The sequence below is a fragment of the Paracoccus sp. 22332 genome (genome assembly GCF_052045125.1).
GTDB lineage: Bacteria > Pseudomonadota > Alphaproteobacteria > Rhodobacterales > Rhodobacteraceae > Paracoccus > Paracoccus haematequi_A.
In genome coordinates, this window is the sequence record NZ_JBQEOI010000047.1 from 1 (window position 1) to 20,666 (window position 20,666).

21 protein-coding genes are annotated in these 20,666 nt (G+C 65.3%); all 21 read right to left on the reverse strand.

Features of this window, described 5'->3' with window-relative positions:
• Window positions 1–103: 103 nt before the first annotated feature.
• The 21 genes from ACTJI6_RS20945 to ACTJI6_RS21045 all read right to left on the reverse strand — a co-directional run bounded on the left by ACTJI6_RS20945 (window position 104) and on the right by ACTJI6_RS21045 (window position 20,430).
• Entirely contained in the window at window positions 104–865 is a 762-nt protein-coding gene (locus ACTJI6_RS20945; protein WP_440803355.1) for an urease accessory protein UreD, read from the reverse strand.
• Window positions 862–1,482: an urease accessory protein UreG gene (gene ureG, locus ACTJI6_RS20950; protein ID WP_440803356.1), complete on the reverse strand. Its 621-nt coding sequence runs from the start codon at window positions 1,480–1,482 to the stop codon at window positions 862–864. The genes ACTJI6_RS20945 and ureG overlap by 4 nt, the downstream gene beginning before the upstream one ends.
• A complete protein-coding gene (ureC, locus tag ACTJI6_RS20955; RefSeq protein WP_440803357.1) occupies window positions 1,479–3,182 on the reverse strand; it encodes an urease subunit alpha in 1,704 nt (567 codons plus the stop codon). The genes ureG and ureC overlap by 4 nt, the downstream gene beginning before the upstream one ends.
• Window positions 3,179–3,850 carry an urease subunit beta gene (locus tag ACTJI6_RS20960; RefSeq protein WP_440803358.1) on the reverse strand — a complete coding sequence of 224 codons (672 nt, stop codon included), beginning with the start codon at window positions 3,848–3,850 and terminating at the stop codon, window positions 3,179–3,181. The genes ureC and ACTJI6_RS20960 overlap by 4 nt, the downstream gene beginning before the upstream one ends.
• 10 nt (window positions 3,851–3,860) lie before the next feature.
• Window positions 3,861–4,490, reverse strand: a complete 630-nt coding sequence (locus tag ACTJI6_RS20965; protein ID WP_440803360.1) for an urease accessory protein UreF — start codon at window positions 4,488–4,490, stop codon at window positions 3,861–3,863.
• On the reverse strand, window positions 4,480–4,947 hold the full coding sequence (locus ACTJI6_RS20970) for an urease accessory protein UreE (RefSeq protein ID WP_440803361.1): 468 nt from the start codon (window positions 4,945–4,947) through the stop codon (window positions 4,480–4,482). Before ACTJI6_RS20970 ends, ACTJI6_RS20965 begins: the two co-directional genes overlap by 11 nt.
• Window positions 4,937–6,451, reverse strand: coding sequence for an amidase (locus ACTJI6_RS20975; protein WP_440803362.1), 1,515 nt, complete (start codon window positions 6,449–6,451; stop codon window positions 4,937–4,939). Before ACTJI6_RS20975 ends, ACTJI6_RS20970 begins: the two co-directional genes overlap by 11 nt.
• A gap of 82 nt (window positions 6,452–6,533) precedes the next feature.
• Window positions 6,534–7,247: an ABC transporter ATP-binding protein gene (locus ACTJI6_RS20980; protein WP_440803363.1), complete on the reverse strand. Its 714-nt coding sequence runs from the start codon at window positions 7,245–7,247 to the stop codon at window positions 6,534–6,536.
• Complete coding sequence (locus ACTJI6_RS20985; RefSeq protein ID WP_440803365.1) at window positions 7,234–7,983, reverse strand: ABC transporter ATP-binding protein; 750 nt, start codon at window positions 7,981–7,983, stop codon at window positions 7,234–7,236. The genes ACTJI6_RS20980 and ACTJI6_RS20985 overlap by 14 nt, the downstream gene beginning before the upstream one ends.
• The gene (locus ACTJI6_RS20990; RefSeq protein WP_440803366.1) at window positions 7,976–9,022 is read right to left on the reverse strand and encodes an ABC transporter permease subunit; all 1,047 of its coding nucleotides are present in this window, start codon (window positions 9,020–9,022) and stop codon (window positions 7,976–7,978) included. The genes ACTJI6_RS20985 and ACTJI6_RS20990 overlap by 8 nt, the downstream gene beginning before the upstream one ends.
• A 12-nt stretch (window positions 9,023–9,034) precedes the next feature.
• Window positions 9,035–9,901 (reverse strand): branched-chain amino acid ABC transporter permease, encoded by an 867-nt coding sequence (locus ACTJI6_RS20995; protein WP_440803367.1) that lies wholly within the window; start codon window positions 9,899–9,901, stop codon window positions 9,035–9,037.
• Between the two features lie 18 nt (window positions 9,902–9,919).
• Complete coding sequence (locus ACTJI6_RS21000) at window positions 9,920–11,149, reverse strand: urea ABC transporter substrate-binding protein (protein ID WP_440803369.1); 1,230 nt, start codon at window positions 11,147–11,149, stop codon at window positions 9,920–9,922.
• A 249-nt stretch (window positions 11,150–11,398) separates the two neighbouring features.
• Window positions 11,399–12,925: an amidase gene (locus tag ACTJI6_RS21005; RefSeq protein ID WP_440803371.1), complete on the reverse strand. Its 1,527-nt coding sequence runs from the start codon at window positions 12,923–12,925 to the stop codon at window positions 11,399–11,401.
• Window positions 12,922–13,920 (reverse strand): acetamidase/formamidase family protein, encoded by a 999-nt coding sequence (locus tag ACTJI6_RS21010; RefSeq protein WP_440803373.1) that lies wholly within the window; start codon window positions 13,918–13,920, stop codon window positions 12,922–12,924. Before ACTJI6_RS21010 ends, ACTJI6_RS21005 begins: the two co-directional genes overlap by 4 nt.
• A gap of 24 nt (window positions 13,921–13,944) precedes the next feature.
• Window positions 13,945–14,655, reverse strand: a complete 711-nt coding sequence (locus ACTJI6_RS21015) for an ABC transporter ATP-binding protein (RefSeq protein WP_440803375.1) — start codon at window positions 14,653–14,655, stop codon at window positions 13,945–13,947.
• A complete protein-coding gene (locus tag ACTJI6_RS21020; protein ID WP_440803377.1) occupies window positions 14,648–15,364 on the reverse strand; it encodes an ABC transporter ATP-binding protein in 717 nt (238 codons plus the stop codon). Before ACTJI6_RS21020 ends, ACTJI6_RS21015 begins: the two co-directional genes overlap by 8 nt.
• Window positions 15,364–16,431 carry an ABC transporter permease subunit gene (locus ACTJI6_RS21025; protein ID WP_440803379.1) on the reverse strand — a complete coding sequence of 356 codons (1,068 nt, stop codon included), beginning with the start codon at window positions 16,429–16,431 and terminating at the stop codon, window positions 15,364–15,366. The genes ACTJI6_RS21020 and ACTJI6_RS21025 overlap by 1 nt, the downstream gene beginning before the upstream one ends.
• Before the next feature lie 2 nt (window positions 16,432–16,433).
• Window positions 16,434–17,306 (reverse strand): ABC transporter permease subunit, encoded by an 873-nt coding sequence (locus ACTJI6_RS21030; protein WP_440803381.1) that lies wholly within the window; start codon window positions 17,304–17,306, stop codon window positions 16,434–16,436.
• A gap of 60 nt (window positions 17,307–17,366) precedes the next feature.
• Window positions 17,367–18,602 carry an urea ABC transporter substrate-binding protein gene (locus tag ACTJI6_RS21035; RefSeq protein WP_440803383.1) on the reverse strand — a complete coding sequence of 412 codons (1,236 nt, stop codon included), beginning with the start codon at window positions 18,600–18,602 and terminating at the stop codon, window positions 17,367–17,369.
• 32 nt (window positions 18,603–18,634) lie between these two features.
• Entirely contained in the window at window positions 18,635–19,261 is a 627-nt protein-coding gene (locus ACTJI6_RS21040; RefSeq protein WP_440803385.1) for an ANTAR domain-containing response regulator, read from the reverse strand.
• The gene (locus ACTJI6_RS21045; protein ID WP_440803387.1) at window positions 19,258–20,430 is read right to left on the reverse strand and encodes a transporter substrate-binding domain-containing protein; all 1,173 of its coding nucleotides are present in this window, start codon (window positions 20,428–20,430) and stop codon (window positions 19,258–19,260) included. The genes ACTJI6_RS21040 and ACTJI6_RS21045 overlap by 4 nt, the downstream gene beginning before the upstream one ends.
• Between the last annotated feature and the right edge of the window lie 236 nt (window positions 20,431–20,666).

Here is a 20,666-nt window from a genome sequence, read left to right on the forward strand (position 1 = left end):
CGCGACATCTGCGCGTCACTCAGCCAGAAAAGATTGCTCATCAGTGGGGCCTCCTGTGCCCTCCTGAAGCACCGATCAAGGTCACAATCAATGGGTCCTGACCCTAGAAGGTGGCGCGCAGCCGCGCGCGCCACTGGTCCAGTGCGGCAGACAAGGCGCCGCCCGAGACCGCGGCCAGCCGGACCAGGATCCCGGCATCGCCGCGCAGGACCGACGCGGCCGCCCAAACCCCGTTCCCTTTCAAAGGGCCGGGACCGATGCCGGGCCGCGCCCTCTCCGTCACCAGCAGGATCTGCCCGAAGGCCCTCAACTCGCCCGGCAGGTCCGCGATCCGCGCCAGTTGGTCGGGATCGGCCCGCTGGTCGTCGCGTAGCAGGACGCGACCCTCGCGGCGGATCACCATTTCCGACCGCCAGGTGGCCTCACCGCCGCGCAGGCAGAACCCGTCCATCATGGCCAGTTCGGCACCGGGGCCAAGGTCGATGTTCTGCCGCTGGTGCATCTGCGCGCCGGGCGACAGCACCCAAGGGTCGGGCAGCATCGCCAGCCTGCCCGCTGCGACCCGGACTTGCCAGTCCACCCGCGCCGGCCCGCCCGAATGCGCCAGCCCCGCGCCCGCAGTGACAAGATGAAGATGCCCGTTCTCAAGGGCGATACGGTGGCGCCAGTGGTCGCCGGGCAGCAGCGCCGCGCCCGCGGCCTGCGGCAGCACAGTCAGCGGGCCGTCGCGCCCCGCCAGCCGAAAGCCGCGCGGCAGCGACCAGGGCCAGGCGACATGGCGCGACAGGATCGCGGTGCCGCCGTCGCGGCCCCGGCCCACGCGCAAATCGAACTGGCAAGGCTGCGGGCAGGCATGATCCTTCACTGGAACAGCACCTCGCGCCGCAACAGATCCAGCACGTCAGCCACGCCCTGATCGCGGCGGCAGACGGTCACGATGACCGGGCGCCCGCCGCGAACCGTCTGCGCCTGACCCAGCATCAGCGGCAGATCGACGCCGACATGCGGGGCCAGATCGACCTTGTTTATGACCAGCAGGTCCGCCTGAAGGATTCCCGGCCCCTTCTTGCGCGGGATGTCGTCGCCCCCCGCCACGTCGATCACGAACATCCAGTAATCCACCAGATCGGGCGAGAAGGTCGAGGCCAGGTTGTCGCCCCCGCTTTCGATCAGGATCAGGTCGAGGCCTGGAAAGTCACGCTCCAGCCGGTCGGCGGCGGCAATGTTCAGCGTCGGATCCTCGCGGATGACGGTGTGGGGGCAGGCCCCGGCCTGGACGGCCATGACGCGTTCCGGGGGCAGTTGCCCGCCGCGGCGCAGACGCTCGGCATCCTCGTCCGTCACTAGGTCGTTGGTTATGACGGCGGTGTCGATGCCCGCCGCGGCTAGATGCGGCAGGATCGCCTCGATCAGGGCGGTCTTGCCCGATCCGACCGGCCCGCCGATGCCCACTCGCGCTGCGGTCTTGCCCACGCCCGTCATCGCAGGAAATACCGACGCGACATTGGCACCTCCCTTGCCGGTTCGCAGGTCAGCAGGCGGCCATCGGCGCGCACCTCGAAGGTCTGGGGGGCGACCTCAACCCGGGGCAGCGCATCGTTCAGGCGCATGTCCGCCTTGGTCAGCGCGCGGACCGAGGCGATCTGGACAAAGGGCTTCAGGCAGCCTAGCCGGGCATGGGTTCCGGCCTCAATGGCCAGACGGCTGACAAAGGTCACGCCCAGCCGGTGCCTGACCGATCCCAGCGATCCCCACATGGGCCGGTGGATCATCGGTTCCGATCCGACAAAACTGCCGTTGCCGTCGCCCATCGTGGACCAGACGATGGTGCCCGACTTGATCACGGTTGCAGGCTTGGCCCCGAAGAAGGCAAATGGCCAGAGGACCAGATCGGCCATCTTGCCCGGCGCGACCGACCCCACATGCGCGTCGATGCCTGCGGCGATGGCCGGGTTGATGGTCAGCTTGGCAATGTATCGCAGGATGCGCGCATTGTCGGCGCCGGGGAACGGCTCTTCGGGCAGAGGGCCTACCCGGTCCTTCATCACGCTAGCCAGTTGCCAGCATTTCGCCACGTTCTCGGCCAAGCGGCCCATGCCCTGCGTGTCGGTCGCGAAGATCGAGATCGCACCCATGTCGTGCAGCAGATCCTCGGCCGCCATGGACTGGGGGCGGATGCGCGCTTCGGCAAACGCCACGTCCTCGATCAGGTCGAAGCTCATCATGTGGGCCAGCATGGTCATGGGCACCCCTTCCTCCAACGCGGGGGCGGTGAAGGGGTTGGTGGGGTTCGTCGATGACGGCAGGACATTGGCAAAGCCGTTCACGGCCAAGATGTCGGGCGCATGGCCGCCGCCTGCGCCTTCGGTGTGATACATGTGGATCGTGCGGCCCGCGATGACGGCCATCGTGTCCTGGTAGAAGCCAAATTCGTTGATCGTGTCGGTATGCAGGTGGACCGAGAAGTCGGCAGCATCCGCCGCCCGCAGCGATCCGTCCATGACCGCGGGCGAGGCGCCGAAATCCTCGTGGATCTTCACGCCAAGCGCGCCGCCCGCCACGCTTTCTGCCACCGCTCCCGGATCCGAGCAGCCGCGCCCCAGGAAGCCGAAGTTCAGCGGATATTCGTCGGCGGCCAGGATCAGCCGCCCCAGCGTCAGCGGCCCTGAACAGGAGACATCGAAGTTCGGTCCCGGCGACATGCCGATCATGGTCGTGGTGCCGCCGGCCAGCGCATGATGGGCTTGTTGTGGCGACAGGAAATGCGCGTGTGCCTCGACCGCGCCGGCGGTGACGAAATGGCGGTCTCCGTGGACCACCGTGGTGTTCGGCCCCGTCAGCATGCCCGGCGTCACGCCCGCCATGATGTCGGAATTGCCCGCCTTGCCGATGCCCACGATCAGCCCGTCGCGGATGCCGATATCCGCCTTGATGATGCCCAGTTCGGCGTCGATGATGACCGCGTTCTGGATCACCATGTCCAACGCGCCCTTGGCTGCCGTGCCAGTGGTGCAGAATCCCTCCCCGTCGCGCATGGCCTTGCCCGCGCCGGTGGTCAGTTCGTCCCCATAATGGGTATGGTCGGCCTCAATCCGGGCTAGGAGGGCGCTGTCGCCCAGCCGCACCCGGTCGCCCGTGGTCGGCCCGTATAGCGCCGCGTAATCACGCCTGCTGATCTTCACAGATACCCCCTGTCCGTGGCGCGTGTAATCGCGGCCTCGCGCATGTCCTCGGCCTGTCCCTCGACCAGCCCGGCAAAGCCGTAGATGCGCCGCGCGCCGGCATAGGGCACAAGCGTGACCTGCCTGGCGATGCCGGGGTCGAAGCGCATTCCCCCCCCCGAGGGCCGGTCCAGCCGCATCCCGTAGGCCGCGCGGCGGTCGAAGCGCAGGGCGCGGTTGACCTCGAAGAAATGGGCATGGCTGCGGACCTGGATGGTGCGGTCGCCGGTGTTCAGGACCTCGATCATCTTGCTTTCGCGGCCTGCATTGAGGGTGATTTCGCCCTCCTCGGGGATGACCTCGCCGGGGACCGGGTCGTCAGGGGCGGGCTGGATCGGGTCGAAGACGGTGACCAGCTTGGTGCCCTCTGCCATCGACACCTCGACCGAGAAGGTCTTGAGCAGATGCGCCACGCCGGGCTGGACCTGGTCGGCGGTCAGAAGCGTCGCGGCATGGGCCACGATCTGCGAATGGGGGACGTCCTGCCGGGCCAGGGTCAGCAGTTCGTCGGCCAGATAGGCCACCGCCTCCGGATGGGCCAGGCGGATGCCAAGATGCAGATAGCGGCGGGCCAGTTGGGCGGCGGTGAAGATCGTCAGCCGCTCCAGTTCCGTAGGGGTTAGGTGCATGGCGGTCCTTTCAGTTCACGAACAGCCGCGAGACCAGCGGCCGCATCAGCGCAATGTCGGAAATTGGGGCGAAGCTAGCAGGCAGGTCGCCAGGCCCGGGCGGATCTGTCAGCGCGGCAATATGGGGCAGCAGCGCCAGCAGGTCGCGCTGCACGCCGACCGCGCCCACGCGGCCCAGCCGGACCGCGGCCGAGGCCAGCCCCCGCGCCATTCCCATGGCCGACACCGCCAACGCACCTGGCAGATCCAGCCCGGACAGGCGCAGGAAGCGGCCATGCACGACGGGCGCATGGCCGTCCTCAAGCGGCAGGCCGATGCGCCGCGCCGAGGCCGCAAGAGCCGCGCCCGCCTGCAAGGACTGCTGACGCTGCGCCTCGGCCGGTATCGAGGTATCGACCAGCGCGTCCCATTCAGTCAGCGTCGTGCCCTCCAGCCGCCAGCCCCCGGCCAAGGCCACCCGGTCGAACGGATGCCAGCGGCCATGCAGTTCGGCACCGATCCAACCCGCCAGATTGCGCGGATCGGCCTGGCCTTCGGCCAAGGCAGCCTCCAGCCCCCAGGAGAAGGCGAAAAGCCCCGATGGAAAGCTGCTGTCGGCCAGGTGCATGGCCGTCAGTAGGGGAAGCGCGTCAGCGGTCATGCGGGGCATCGACGGTGAAATCGGCCAGCCCGTGCAGATCACGCAGCCGGTCCAGGTATCGCTGCATAGGGCCTTCCAGGACGACCTGCATGGCGCCGGGCAGGAACACCACCTTCCAGTGCAGGTTGCCGCACCAATGGCCTAGCCTAAGCGCGTCATCCACCGTGGCGGGCGTCAGCAGCAGCCGCGCCGCTCCGTCCACGCGGGCGATGATGGCCAGCCGGTCGTCGCAATACAGCACCGCCCCGTCCGACAGCGCCTGGTCGCGCGACAGCGCGATGGCGCAGTCGCGGCCATGGTCGGATGTCACGCGCATCCGCTTGCGCGCGGCCTCCGCCTCGGGGATGGCGAGGACCTCGACCTGGCCACGATGCTCCATCGCGTGCAGGCGGTCGTGCCATTCGCGGTCCCCGGCATGGCCAAGGATCGACACTAGCAGCAAGGGATCACCACTCACGCCAGTCCCCCGATCTTTCGAAAGCGTCGGCAAGGGTGTAGAGTGTGCCTTCGTCCCACATCCGGCCCACCATCATCAGCCCGACGGGGCGGCCCTCGACCTTGCCGCAGGGCAGGCTGATCGCGGGGTGATGGGTGATGTCGAAGGGGCAGGTATTGGTGATCATCTCGAAGCCGCGCAGCACGATCTCCTCGCGGCTGGCGCCCGGTTCGGGCAGCGGCGTCGCGGTCATGGGGGTTGTCGGCATGATGATGGCGTCGTATTCCGCCAGCACCGCGTCATAGGCCGCCCGCAGCTTGCGGCTGAGGTTCATCGCCTTGCCGTAGAACCGCTTGCCGTGCATGTCGTCGGCATATTGGGCAAACAGCATCGACAGCTTAAGCGTTTCCGACAACTCGTCCGCGCGCTGCCGCCAGTTGCGGTGGAAATCCATGAAGCTGGTGACATAGAGGTCCTGGCGGCTGGTGCCATAGCCATCGCCCAGCATCATCGTCTGGGTCAGGCCCTGAAGGCCGATCGGGCTCCAGATCGCGGCGCCCTGCAGGTGCATGGGGATCGACACCTCGTCCACGGTAATGCCCAGGGCCGCCAGCCGGTCGGCGGCCTCGCAGACCTTGGCGTTCACGGCCTCCTCGGCGCCGGGCTGCTGGAAGCCTTCGGTCAGGATGGCGACCTTCATGCCGGAAACAGACTTGCCCAAGGCCTCGGTATAGGCGGCGATCCGGCAGCCGATCTGGCGGCTGTCATAGCCGTCAGGTCCAGCCAGCACCTCGAGCATCAGGGCGTTGTCAGCGACGGTGGCGGTCATCGGGCCGGTGTGATCGACATAGATCTCGATGGGAACGATGCCGGTATAGGGAACCAGCCCGTGCGTGGGCTTCATGCCGACGATGCCGCAAAAGGACGCGGGCATGCGAATCGAGCCGCCCTGGTCGCCGCCGATGGCCATGTCCACCTCGCCCGTGGCGACCAGCACACCCGACCCGGACGACGATCCGCCCGCCGACCGCGACGGGTCATGGGGGTTGCGTACCGGGCCCTTGGCGCCTGTATGGCTGCCGCCCGACAGGCAGAAGCATTCGCAATGCGCCTTGCCCAGGATGGTCGCGCCCGCGTCCAGAAGGCGCGTCACGACGGTCGCATCGACATTCGGGACATAGCCCTCCAGCGTTGAGGAGCCGTTCATCATCGGCACGCCCGCCAGCATCACGTTGTCCTTCAAGGCAACGGTCTTGCCCGCCAGCTTGCCGGTGTCAGACCCCGTGACGGTAGTCTTCACATACCAGGCGTTCAGGGGGTTCTCCTCGGGCGCGGGCTGGACGCCTGGGGTGCGGGGATAATCGACGGGGGGCAGGTGGTCCGGCATCCGGTCCACGAGGTTGTAGGCCTTGACATAGCCTTCCATCAGGCCCCTGAAGGACAGGACATCCTGGGGCGACAGGTTGAAGCCCAGGCCTTCGGCCACCTGGGCCAGTTGCGCGTCACTGGGCAGTTTCACAGGCATTCGCTTCTCCGTTGGTGGTCGTGTGGCGCAGGCCCGGTGCCGCCGGGGTACCGGATCGCGCGATGGGGTTGATGTGTCGGGGTCAGGCGGTGACGAAGCCCATGAACTCGCTGACGGCGCGGCTGTCGGTCAGCTGCTCGCGCGGGATCTGCCTGTCCAGCACGCCGTTTGAGATCGCATAGACCCGCTGCGCGAGCCCGGTGATGAAATCCAGGTTCTGTTCGACCAGAACGATGGTGATGTCCTGCCTGCGGGTCAGTTCCTGCAGGGTTTCCGAGATTTCATCGTTGATCGAGGGCTGGATCCCCTCGGTCGGCTCGTCCAGCAGCATCAGCCTGGGCTTGCGGCACAGGCAGCGCGCGAGGGCCAGCAATTGCTGTTCCCCGCCCGACAGCGCGCCGCCGCGGCGGTCCAGCAGGCGCTTGAGGCGAGGGAACAACTCCAGCACCCCTGACACCGTGCCCGCGATGTCGCCGCCCGCGCCCGCGATGCCCACCTGCAGGTTTTCCTCGACCGAAAGGTTGGGAAAGATTTCGCGTCCCTGTGGCACCAGCCCGATGCCAGCGCGGGCGCGGGCATTGACGGACTGGCCTAGCACCGATTGGCCGTCAAAGGCGATCTCTCCGCCCGTGACCTTCACGAAGCCCATGATGGCGCGCATCAGGGTCGTTTTGCCCATGCCGTTATGGCCCAGGATACCCACGACCTCGCCCCGGTCGGCATAGAAATCGACGCGGTGCAGCGCGGGCACCAGACCATAGGCTGCGGACAGCCCCTTCACCTCAAGCAACGGCATCGGCCTGTTTCCCCAGATAGATTTCCTGAACCGCGCGGTCGCGCATGATCTCGTCGATCATCGCCTCGCGGAAGATGGCGCCACGGTTGAAGACGGTGACGAATTTCGCGATCTGGCGGATGAACTGCATGTCGTGCTCCACCACGATCACAGCTGCGGTTCGCGCCGCCTCCAGCACCAGTTGCGCCAGTCGGTCGCGTTCGTCGCCCGTCATGCCCGCCGCCGGTTCGTCCAGCAGGATCAGGTCGGGCGAGGCCGCCAGCACCATCGCTAGCTCGACCAACTGCCGCTGGCCATGGGCAAGCTGGCCCACCTCTCGCTTGATCAAGTGGCGGATGCCGCATTTCTCGATGGTCGCCTCGGCCACGTCGCGGGCGATCCGGGCCGTGTGCTTGCGCCGGGCCGACAGGCGCACGTTTTCATAGACAGTGATCCCGTCAAAGACATTGGGCATCTGCGTCTTGATGCCGACGCCCATGTTGACGATCTCATGCGTGTTCAGGCCCGTGACGGGCTGTTCCTTCAGCAGCACCTGACCTTCGGACGGCACAAGCTGGCCGGTCAGGCACTTGAAGAAGGTCGATTTCCCGGCCCCGTTCGGCCCCAGCAGGCAACGTAGTTCGCCGTCGCGCAGGTCGAAATCGACATTGTCCACCGCCGTCACGCCGCCAAAGCGCATGGTCAGGCCGCGTGTGCGCAGGATGCGATAGCCGTCGTCCCGTGTTACGTCAGTCATCCGAGGCAACCTTCTTCACGCTGCCGCCGACCCCCCGACCGCGACGCCACAGCGTCCAGCCGTCGATGGCCAGGGATTTGAACGTCGGCACCAGGCCCTTGGGCAAAGCCAGGACCAGAACCATCATGATCGCGCCCAGCACGACCAGGCTGTTGAGGAAATCGACCATGCCCATCTGCAGGGTCAGCCATTGCAGGCCGATGACGCCCAGGATCGGGCCCAGCAGCGTGCCGACGCCCCCGGCCATGACCCAGATCAGCGCCTTGGCCGACATTTCCATGCTGAAGGCGTTGGGGTCGATGAAGGACTGGTAGGTCGCCCACATCGCCCCCGACAGCCCCGCGATCCCCGATCCGATGGCGAAGACGATGACCTTGTGGCGGCGGATGTCATAGCCCAGCAACGAGGCGCGCGTCTCGTTTTCCCGGATCCCGATCGAAATGCGGCCGAAATCCGATGCGATCAGGATGCGCAGCGCGACATAGACGATGACCAGCACCGCCATGAAGAAGCGGAACAGCTGCGCCGGATCCAGCCAGGCGTCGGGCTGGCCGGGGATGTTGATCGTGGGGATCGAGGGGATGCCGTTGAAGCCGCCCAGCCGGACGCCCGCAATCGAGTATTCGGGGCCGGCCGTGTGGTTCGCCAGCTTCCAGAAGATCAGCGTGACGACCATGGTGACGACGCCCAGATAGACGTCCGATAGCTTGCCGTAGAACATGAAATAGCCAAGCGCGACCCCGAAGGCGGCAGGGATCGCGAAGGACAGCAGCAGCGGCACCGTCGTGTCGTCCATGCTAATCCCCGACACCGCGAAGGTATAGGCGCCCAGGCCGAAGAAGGCCGCCTGCCCGAAGCTGAGGATGCCGCCGAAGCCCCAGATATAGGCCAGCGACAGCGCGAAGACCGACAGGACCACGTATTGGGTGATCTGCATGATGGTGAACATGTCGATCAGGATCGGTCCCAGGATCATCAGGGCCAGCCCGATGGCGACCATGATCCAGAAACCGGGATCGCGCGTCAGTGATTTTTCCATCCCGATGGCTCCTTACAATGCGCGTTTGAAGATGCGGCCTGTGATGCCCTGAGGCAGGATCCGCAGCAGGATCAGCGCCACGATTAGCAAGGCGGCATCGCCATAGACCGGCCCCGCCCAGAAGGTCGTGCCTTGGCTGATCGACCCCAGGATCGTGGCCGAGGACAGCGTTCCGGTGATGACGGCCGCGCCCCCGGTGATGACGGTGATGAAGCTTTGCCCGACCAGGCTGGCGCCCATGGCGGGCACCACGCCCGTCACCGGCGCCAGCAGCCCGCCCGCAAGCCCGGTCACGGCGGATCCGATCCCGAAGGTCGCCATGTAGACCAGCGTGGTACGGATCCCCAGCGTCTCGGCCATGTTCGGGTTCTGCATGGTCGCCCGCGCGATCAGTCCCGCGCGGGTGAATTTCAGGGCCGCCCAGACCGCCAGCAGGATCACCGCCGCGAAGAAGATCAGGACGAAGTTGTAGACCGGCATCTGGTAGGTGCCGATGCGGACCCCGCCAAAGGGGGTGGCGACCCCCTGGACGGTATTGCCGAAGATCAGGGTGACGCCGCCGATCATCAGCATCGACAGCCCCCATGTCGCCAGAAGGCTGTCCAGCATCCGCCCGTAAAGCTGCCGGATCACCAGCCGTTCCACGATGACGCCGAAGACGCCCACGACCAGAGGGGCCAGCAGCAGGATCGCGACCCATTCGTTCACGCCCGCCCCGGTCGAGACGACGACCGTATATCCTCCGAGCATCAGGAATTCGCCATGGGCGAAGTTGATGACCCGCATCATCCCGAAGATGATGGCAAGCCCCGCCGCCAGAAGGACAAGCCAGGCGACGGCCCGGATCATCTCCAATGCGACGATGATCGCATAATCCATGCGTCGGTCCCCTTTCGGTTACAGGCTGATCTCGTAATGCTTGTTCGCATTCGGATCGGCGATCAGGTCGCAGACCATCTGCGTGTCGGCAGGCTGGGATTCCGGGAAGGATTCCTTGATGACGAAGGCCTGGTCCTGCAGTTCGGCGATATAGACATCGCGGATCGCGTGATGGGTCTTGGGGTCGATCTTCACCTTGCCCGCGGGCAGGTCATAGGTCTTGCCTTGGGCGATCACCTCCAGCACCGCGTCGCGTTCGATGGAGCCCGCCTCGCGCACCGCGTCGGCCCAGATCATCATCCCCTCGTAGGTGCATTCCGAAATCTCGGACATGATCGGGGTATTGGTCGGGTATTCCGCCTTGATCCGCTCCAGGAAGGCCTTGTTCTGCGGATTGTCCACGGCCTCGAAGTAGCCGAAGGAAGACAGGATGCCGTTGCCCTCGGCGGCGGTCAGCACGATCTGGTCGTTGCCGCCCGCGCCCAGCACGGTCGAGATCATCGGGATCTGCTCCTTCATCCCGGCGGCCGCCCATTGCCGGTAGAAGCCCAGGTGCGAGCTGCCGACCATGGCCGAGCAGACGAAGTCGGGCTTGGCCGCCTGGATCTTCGAGATGGTCGAGCCGAACTGGGCTACGTCCAGCGGGAAGAACTCGGTCGCGATGACCTCGCCACCCTGTTCCTCGACATAGCGCTTGATCCAAGCCGAGGTGATGTGGCCATAGTTGTAGTCGGCGGCGACGATATAGACCTTCTTGCCGTAAAGGCCCGTCGCATAGGGAATGATCCGCGCGACCGTCTGGGCCGGGGTGGTGCCGATGGTGATCTCGTTGCGGTCGCAGACGCCGCCTTCGTATTGCGTGTTGTAGAAATAGAGCGTCTGGAACTTGTGGAAGATCGGCCGGATCGTCTCGCGGCTCGCCGAGGTGATGCCGCCCATCACGACCGCCACGCGGTCCTTCAGCGCCATCTGCGTCGCGTATTGCGAATAAAGCGACATGTTCGACTGCGGGTCATAGACGACGCCCTCGACCTGCTGGCCTAGCAGGCCGCCGCCTTCGTTGATCTCCTTGATGGCCATCTGGAAGACCTGGTTCATCGGGATGCCGACCAGATCCAGGGCGCCGGACAGGTCGTGCAGCCCACCCACCTTGATCGTGTCCGCCGCTGCGCGCGCGACCAGGGGTGCCGCCAGCGACAGCGCGGCGGCGCCGGTGGACCGAAGGAATTGCCGTCTTTTGATGATCATCTGCCAGTGTCCCTCAAGCATGATTGCAGAATCAGGATGGCATTTTATTTGAAATCGAGAATATTGTTTTTGACATGAAAACGGCTGGTTTTTCCCGTGGTGCCCGTTTTGGTGCCATTTGGAAAAACCAAGGATGGAACATGGGCAGTCCGTGACTGGGCAGCTGTTCCGTGCGTTGGCCATGAACGGAGATTCCGTTCTGCCGGGGGCCGGGATGTCCCGCCCGCCTTGAATTTTCATGTCGTCGAATTAGACGGCCGGCTTGCGGTGCCCCGTCGATTGCTCATAGGCATGGGCCTGGTTCAGCAGTTCCGCCTCGGACCATTGCAGGCCAAGGAAGATCAGGCCGAAGGGCGCGCCCGAAGCGTAGTATCCGGCAGGAACGGTGATGCCCGGGATCCCCGCGATGTTCAGCTCGCCCACAGTGGTTTCGCGGATCGCCTTGCCGGAATGCAGTTCGGGCAGTTCGTTCAGCATCTGCGGATAGACCAGCCCGTCCAGATCGTGTTCCGCAAAGACCTGGTCCAGCAGTTCCAGATAGCGCCGCTTCAGTTCGGTGAAGGCGGGCAGGGCCGGGGGCGTCTCGGGATCGGCAAGACAGGGCGCAAAGTCGGGCAGCTCGTGCAGATAGCCCAGGATTGCGCCCTTGGCCAGGACATCCTCGGACGCGCTGGCCGCGACGAAGTCGTCCCATGATTTCAGCGCGGCCTTGGGCCCGAGGCGGCGCAGATAGCAGGTCATGTCATAAGGCAGCGACTCCAGCCCGCGCCCGTCGAAGAAGGGCGTTCCGGGTGTGATCTGGCGCAGGCTGGCGAAGTCGGTGCCGGCAAAGGGATCCTCGACAAGGATCGCGCCCGCCGCAGCCAGCTCACCCTTGGCCCGTTCGTAAAGCTGCGCGGCCTCCTCCGACATAGCGTCCGGCCGCCAGCCCGGACCATAGAGGCCCAACCGCTTGCCGCGCAGCCCGTCGGCGGACAGTCCCGCCGCATAGCCGCCCGCCGGGATCTTGCCAACCGATGCCAGCGTCTTCGGATCCTCAGTCGTGAAGCCTGCCAGCACCGTCAGGCACTCGGCGGCGTCCGCCACTGTCCGGGCGACAGGTCCGACCACATCGCGGTTGGCCGACAGCGGCACCACGCCCGCGTTCGGCACCAGCCCGATCGTCGGCTTGACGCCCACCAGATCCTGCGCCGAGGCCGGGTTCTGGATCGAGCCGCCCGTTTCCTCGGCCAGCCCGATCACCGCCATATGTGCCGCGACCGCCGCTGCCGACCCGGCGCTGGAGCCGCCCGGTACACGGTCGGGTGCGGCCGGATTGATCGTCGGCCCGGCCCAGCTGTCATTGGCATGGGTTCCTGTCCAGCTCAGGATCGGGACATTGGTCTTGCCGATGATGACCGCATCGGCAGCCCGCATCCGCGCCACCACGGGGCTGTCGCGTCCGGGCATCAGATCGACGCCGCCCGCGCCGGAATAAAGCAGCCGCCAGCCCGCGGTCGAGGGAAAGCCCACCATGTCCATGGGATCCTTGACCACGACGGGCACGCCCGCCAGCGCGCCCACTGGCTTTCCCGCCGCGATGCGGCGGTCGATGTCGCGGGCCGTTTCCAGCGCGGCGTGGTTTTCGAAGATGATCGCGTTCCACGTGCCGTTCGTCGCCTGCACCTGGGCGATGGCGGCACGGGTCAGCGCCTCGGCGGTAAAGGCGCCGCTGGCCAGGCCGTCGCGGATCCCGGCGACCGTCAGGTCGCCCTGCGGGAGAAGCATGTGCTTCATTGCGCAATCCCCACGATGGATTTCAGGACCGATGCGCCGACGGTGTATTTCGGGTCCACCATGTTGCCCAGCCGGATGCGGCCGCATTGGGTCAGCAGCATGTAGGCGTCGATCTCGTCAAAGCCGAAGTCTGCGGCCATCCAGCGGATCAGCTCACGATAGGCGCCGCGGGCGGCGTCCTCCATCGGACGCGAGGATCCGATGGTCATGTAGAAGCTTTCATTCTCAAGCCGCGGGGTCCTGATGGTCCAGCCCTTGATCAGATCGACGCGCACGGTGGTGACGGTGGGGTGTTCGATGGCGACGCCGCACAATTCGCCGTCGCCCTGCGCGGCGTGGCAGTCGCCCAGGAACAGGAACCCGCCCTCGGTCTGGACGGGCAGATAGACGACCGCGCCCGGCGCCACGTCCGGCAGGTCCATATTGCCGCCGTAATAGTCGGGTACCAGGGATGAGATGGCCTCAATCTGCGGGGCGGTGCCGATGGTGCCAATGAAGGGCTCGTAGGGCAAGGTGATGCGGTCGTTCCAGACGGTGCCTTCCTCGGCCGTGACATGTAGCTTACGCACGCGCTCGGGCAAAGGGGCGGTCAGTAGGGCGGTGTCCGCGGTCGGCACCAGCCCACCAAATTCGGGCATAATGACGGTGGTGCCTCGGGGTTGGGGCCCGCGCGGGACGATGCTGTCGATATGGACGGCGATGGTGTCGCCCTTTTCCGCGCCATTGACCCAGATCGGCCCGTTCTGCGGGTTCAGGAACGGGAAGTTCAGTTTCTCGGTCGGCTTGTCAGATTCCCGGGTGATGGCGCCCTCGAAGGCGTCATGGGTTTCGCAGGTGACGACCGTGCCGGGGTCGATCGTCAGCGCCGGCGGGATCGCCGCACTGTAGACGTAGTGATAACGCCCCTGCTGCGCTTCGGTGAGCGAGGCCTCCGTGCGCGCCTCGCCCCTGGCTACGGCCTTGCGGGCCATGATGGAGTCTTCGAACCAGCTCATGGGAATACCTTTCTTGGAGGGGAGTCAGACGGACAGGTAGCTGCGGATGCGGTCCTGATCTTCCAGGTCGGCGCGGGTCAGCGCAGCGGTGATGCGGCCCTTGTCCATGACATAGCAGCGCTGCGCCATGGCGCGGATCATGTCGATGTTCTGTTCGACAAAGACGACGCCAACACCGGATTTCGCGTTCAGATCGACCATGATCTGGGCGATCGACTGGACGATGTTGGGCTGGATGCCTTCCGAGGGTTCGTCCAGCAGGACCAGCGACGGCCCGCCCATCAGCACGCGGCCGATGGCAAGCTGCTGCTGTTGGCCGCCCGACAGGGTGCCCGCGCGCTGGCCGGCGCGCTCCTGCAGGATGGGGAAGTAGTGATAGACCTCCGCCAGCTTGCCATCCAGCTTGCGGCCGGAGATCGACTCGCCGACCAGCAGATTTTCCAGCACGGTCATGCGGGGAAAGACGTCGCGGCCTTGGGGGACATAGCCGATGCCAAGGCGCGCGCGGCGGTGGGCGGACAGGCCGTCGACCTGTCGGCCCTTTACCCGGATCGCCCCACGCTGGCTTGGCAGAAGCCCGATCAGCGTTTTCATCAGTGTGGATTTGCCCACGCCATTGCGACCGATGATGGCGACGATCTCGCCCTCGTTCACATCGATATCGACGCCTTGCAGGACGGGCTTGCCGCCATATCCTCCGTTCAACGCGACGGTTTGAAGAAGGGGCTTAGGCATCGACCTCTCCCAGATAGATCTTGGCGACACGGGGATCGGCGGTGATGTCGTCGATGCTGCCCTGGGCGAAGACCTTGCCCAGATGCAGCACCGTTACCCGGTGGGCGATCTGGCGCACAAAGGTCATGTCGTGTTCGACTGCCAGCACTGTCATCCCACCTGCGTTCAGCCGGTGCAGCATTTCGCCTGTGGCATGGGTTTCGTCCGGGGTCATCCCGGCGGTGGGTTCGTCCAGCAGCAGAAGGCGCGGCTTCAGCGCGATCGCCATGCCGATCTCCAGCCACTGCTTTTGTCCATGGCTCAGGTTTCCCGCCAGCTGCGCGTGATCCTTCGACAGCTTCAGGAATTCCAGCAGCCGGTCCACTTCCTCGGTCAGGGCTTGGGGTGGGACATGGTGCTGGAGGGCGATGACGAGGTTCTGGCGGGTGGCCAGATCCTTGAAGATGCCGGGCACCTGGAACTTGACGCTGATGCCCTTGCGGATGCGCTGGAACGGCTTGGCGCGGGTGATATCCTGATCCGCGAACAGGATCTGGCCGCTGTCAGGCTGGTGTTCGCCCAGGATCAGGCGAAAAAAGGTGCTTTTCCCGGCGCCGTTCGGGCCGATCAGGCAATGCATCTCGCCCGGTTGCAGGGCGAAATCGACATTGCCGGTGACATGCAGGCCGCCAAAATGCTTGTTCAGCTTGCGGGTTTCCAGAATGGCCATCAGCGCGCCTCCTTCCTGCGGGTCAGGTGGCCAGCGGCATCCACGATGCCCATGACGATGCCGCGCGGCGCGGCCAGGACGGTGATGACCAGCAGGACGCCCATCACGACCAAGGCATACTGGCTGCCGTGGATCGTCAGCATCTGGAACACGATTAGCACGGCCAGTGTGCCCACCAGCGTCGTGGTCAGGTCGCCCCGCCCGCCGACCGCGACCCAGACGATGGGCAGCGCGGCCGCCGTCATCCCCATCGAGGCGGGCGTGATGTAGTTCCCCCAGGACGTGTAAAGCACCCCTGACAGACCCGCGAGCGCCGACCCGATCACAAAACCCGCCAGCTGGAACTTGCGGATGTCATAGCCCAGCATCTCGGCCCGCTGGGGATTTTCGCGGATCGCGGCCAGCACGTTGCCGAAGCGCGAATTGACCAGCATCCGCAACGCCAGATAGACGATCACCAGCAGCGCCAGCGTCAGGTAATACAGTGGCAGGTCGGGAAACAGCGCGATGTCTCCGCCGGGCCAGGGGATCGTCAGCGAGGGCATGCCGCCCATCCCGTTGAACCCGTTCAGCCGGGCCGAACCTATGGCCCATTGCGGCCCGGCGGTCTGCGCCATGAAGCGTTCCAGCACCAGCGTCACCGACAGCGACACGATGCCCAGGAACACCCCGTTGATGCGGCCGAAGAACAGAAAATAGCCCAGTACGGCGGCCAGGATTGCGCTGACGCCCACGGCTATGACCAGCGACAGCAGCGTCAGCCCATAGGCATCGCCCAGATTGATCGTCAGCACGCCATAGCAATAGCCCGCGATGCCGAAGAACGCCGTCTGCCCGAAGCTCAGCGATCCGCCATAGCCCCAGATCAGCGACAGGCCCATGGCCATGAACAGCCAGTTGAAGAAATAGACGTTGTTACCGACGTCATAGCTGTCGGCGAAGATCGGATAGGCGCAGGCGCAGGCCAGGACAATTGCGAAGCCCACCCAGAACCTCGGGCCTCGACCAATGGTTTGCGGCCCCTCGATCAGGCGCAGGGCGCTGCGCAGCCGGGATTGAGCGGCCATTCTCAGGCCCTTTCCTTCAGGATCCTGCCGCTGATCCCGCGCGGCAGGATGCGGATGACAATGATGACCGCGATCAGCAGGCCGATCTGTCCTGCAAGCTGTCCCTGCCAGCCGGTCAGTGCGGCCTTGATGACGCCCAGGATGGCCGCAGCGGGTGCGGTGCCCAGGAAGATGTCGGCCCCGCCGACGACGACGGTGACGAAGGCCTCGACCATGAAGGATGCGCCCATCGTGGGCACCAGCGTCATGGTGGGCGCGTAAAGCCCCCCAGCCAGCCCAGCCAGCCCCGCGCCAAGGCCGAATGTCAGGCTGTAGATCAGGCTGGTGTTGACGCCCATCGCCTCGGCCACATGGGGAACCTGAATGGTGGCGCGCGACAGCAGGCCGAACCGGGTGCGGGTGAACATCAGCCACAGCAGGGCCAGCGTGCCAAGCGCGGCGATCATCAGGATGACGCGGTAGACGGAATAGGAATAGCCGCCCATCGTGAAGCTGCCGAAGGGCGTGCCCACGCCCTGCATGCTGGGCCCGAGGACGATCAGCGTGCCTTGCGTCACGATCATGGAAATGCCCCAGGTCGCGACGATGGTGTCCAGCGGGCGCTGATACAGCGGGCGGATGACGGCCAGTTCGACGATCATCCCCGCAACGGCCGATGCAATCGCACCGGCGACGATGGCAAGCGGCAGGGGCACGCCCGCATGGACCGCGCTGGTCGAGACATAGGCCCCGCACATGATGAATTCGCCATGGGCAAGGTTGATGACGCCCATCATGCCGAAGATCACGGCCAGCCCGCAGGCGCTGAGCACTAGGAAGGCGAAGGCGTCGCCGAACTGGTAGAGAAAGCTGAAGATCAGGTTGAAGATGTCCACAAGGCGGCCCTTTGATTGATGGCGTCCGGGCGGGTCGGGACCGCCCGGACAATGCGCGGATCAGCCGTTGGCGGGGGGCGGGTTCGATGGGGTGTATTGTTCGCTGGGATCGCCCTTGGTTAGATCGCAGCCCGCTTGGCCCAGCCAATAGGGCTGGATCGCATCCCATTTCTTGGGAAACTTGACCGAATGGTCCTCAGTGACATGCGCCAGGTGGATGGTGTGCGAGACGTGCTGGCTTTTCGGATCGATGCACATCTGGCCGCCGGGACCGTCCACGCAGACATCGCCTTCGGCGATGATCTTGCGGATCTCGGCTAGGTCGGTTGATTTCGCCCGCTCGACCAGTTGCTTGTAGAGGTAGACGGCGGCATAGGAGTTGCTGGCCTCCTGGTTGATATACGGCTCGTCCGGGAACTTGGCGCGGAACTTCTGGACGAACTCCTTGCTGGCCGGGCTGTCGATTTCCTCGACATAGTTCACGGTCGCATACATGTCCTTGAGGCTAGGCGGGGTGAACCGCTTGTGTTCATAGCCTTGGCCCACGTTGACCGAGGACGCCATCGGCAGGTTCAGGTTCGCGGCCCCCGCCTGTTCGTAATAGGACGCCTGCGCGGTGCCCACCAGCAGCGTCACCACGAAGTCGGGCTTCGCCCCCTGGATGTTCTGGATCGTCTGCGAGAACTGCGACACGCCCAGGGGGATGAACTCCTCGCCCACCATGGTGCCGCCGTTTTCGGCAACGATATTGCGCACCCATTCGGCCGAGATCTGGCCGAAGTTGTAGTCGGCGGCGATGGTGTAGACGTTGGGGCCGTATGTCTCGATCATGTAGGGCAGCAGGGTCGAGAACTGCTGTTCCGGCACGGCGCCGGTCACGATCATGTTCGCGTCGCAGACGCCGCCTTCATACTGGTTGTTGTAGAAGGCCAAGCCGTCGAACTGGTTGACGATTGGACGGTAAGCCTCGCGCGAGGCCGAGGAAAAGCCCGCGAAGACGGCATCCACCTTGTCGCGTTGCAGCACCCGGCGCATGAATTCCTGATAACGGGTGTTGTCGGACTGGGTGTCGTATTCGACCAGCTCCAGCGGGCGTCCGTCGATGCCGCCCGCGGCGTTGATCTCCTCGGCCGCAAGCTGGATCGCATGGACCTTGCCGATGGTGGCAAGGGCGAAATCGCCGGACTGGTCCTCCAGCACGCCCAGCCTGATCGGCTCGCCGTTCTGCCCGAAGGCGGCACTTGCAAGCAACAGGATCCCAAGCGCGGAAATGGCGCTTCTCGATGTTTTCAACATGTACAACTCCTTGTCGGTTCGTGACGTGGGCGTCAGGCCCGGCGTCGCCTTTCTTCAGGGGGGGAGGCTTCTTCGTCCTCGTTGCAATTCGATGCGCGCAGGGCTTCGCAGAAGTCCTCGACGCTCTGGCGGGCGTGCATGGCGCTGCGGCGTAGGCGGTCATAGGCCTGGTCGGGGCCGATGCCTTCGCGCAGCACCAGGGTGGTCACGGCGTGCAGGACATGGGCACGGCCCTTTCGGCGCTGCATCAGTTCCTCGACCCTGGCCTGCATCGCCATGTTGCGGTTGAAGGAATTGACTGCCAGGAACAGCGCGGAATAGACCGACCCGCTGTGAACCGGCTTGGTCAGGAAGGCCTGCGCGCCAAGGCTGACTAGGCCGCGCAGACGGCTGGGGGCCTCGGAACCGACAAGGCCCACGATGGCGCAATCCGCGGGCATTCCGGGTTCCTCGCCTACGGGAGGCAGCGCCATGTCGCCGTCGATGAAGACAACGCGTGGGCCGGGCGCGGGTGCGACAGGCAGGGTCTGGCTGATCCTATCGACTGTCAGACCAAGGCGCGGCAGCACAGTTTGCAGCGTGCTTGCGGCGCGGCTGTCCGAGGTCACGATCAAGGCTCGGAAGTCGCGGAAATTCTGCGTCACGCGAGGCTGTTTCATGTCACGATCCTCAGATGCGAGGGCGGAGAGGGCAGTTCCATGCTGCGCGACCATTGCACCAGGTAAGGGTCGGGCTTCACCGGCGCGGGGCTTTCGATCAGCACGTCGAATTCGCAATCCATACGCGAGACGCCGATATGCGGCGTCAGGCAGGCGTGCATGGTGTCGGGGTCGATCCGCACCGGCCCCTGCGGCGCGTCGAATTCGCAGGCGGTGACGGCGGCGCGAACCTGCGCCACGCCCTGACCCCCCGCGCGCGCAACGGCACGCGCCAGCAGGTGGATGGCGATATAGCTGGCCTCGGCGTCCGCGCAGGCGACCGGACCCTTCGGGAAGGCCTGGCGATAGGCCGCGACGAAGTCGGCATTCTGCGCTGTCCGTAAGGACGAGAAATAGACGCTGGAGGTGATCTGCCCGTCCGCCGCATCGGGGCCGATGGCGTGCAGTTCGGGTTCAGACAGCGTGCAGCTTGCCACCGGCATGTCGCGCGGCTGGTCGATTCCGGCCGCGGCGCTGGCCCGACGCAGGCGGCGCAGGAATTCATAGGAGGATGAGCCGATCAGCGAGTTGAAGATGTAATCTGGCCGCAGCGCTAGGATCTCGCGGACATAGGGGTTCAGGTCGGTCTCGCCCACGGGCACATAGCGTTCGGCCGCGATCTGTCCGCCTAGCCGGTTGATCCCTTCGCGGAAGACGCGGTTGCTTTCCCATGCCCAAATATAGTTCGACCCGATGCAATAGGCCGTTCTACCGTATTCCCCCAGCAGGAAGCCGATCAGCGGCGTCAGGTGCTGGTTCGGCGACGACCCTGTGTAGACCACGTTCTGCGAGGTTTCGAAGCCCTCGTAATGGCTGGGATACCACAGCAGCGCATCGCGCTTCTCGACGATGGGCAGGACCTCCTTGCGGCTGGAGGAGGTGTAGCAGCCGCAGACATGGGTGATCCCTCGGTCCAGCATCGCCTGGATCCCGGCGCGGTAATCGTCCAGCCGCCCGCGGGGGTTGACATGGAACGGCTCCAGCCGCAGGGGCAGGGCCGGATCGGCGTTCACCTGCCGGCAGGCTAGCATCGCCCCGTTCAGGAGCGCCTGCGCGACCGTGGCATAGGGCCCCTCGGTCGAGAACAGAAGGCCGATCTGAAGCGGGATGCGGTCCAAGTTCCTGTCCATGTGAAAACGGCCCTGAGGCAGCGAGTGCCCAGGGCGGAGATGCCATTATGTCGAAGTTGTCGGATGGGTGCGTCTCGGCGCAGTTGCCTTGCACATGTCGAAGGCTAAAGGCGCAATGAGATACCTGTCAAGGGAGTGTCCTGAACTTTGTGTATCTGGCCCGGTCCATGCGGTTTCAGATACTCAAGCGTCGAAGCGCTCGCCGAACATTATGGCGAACTGGTTGCGGGCCGCAA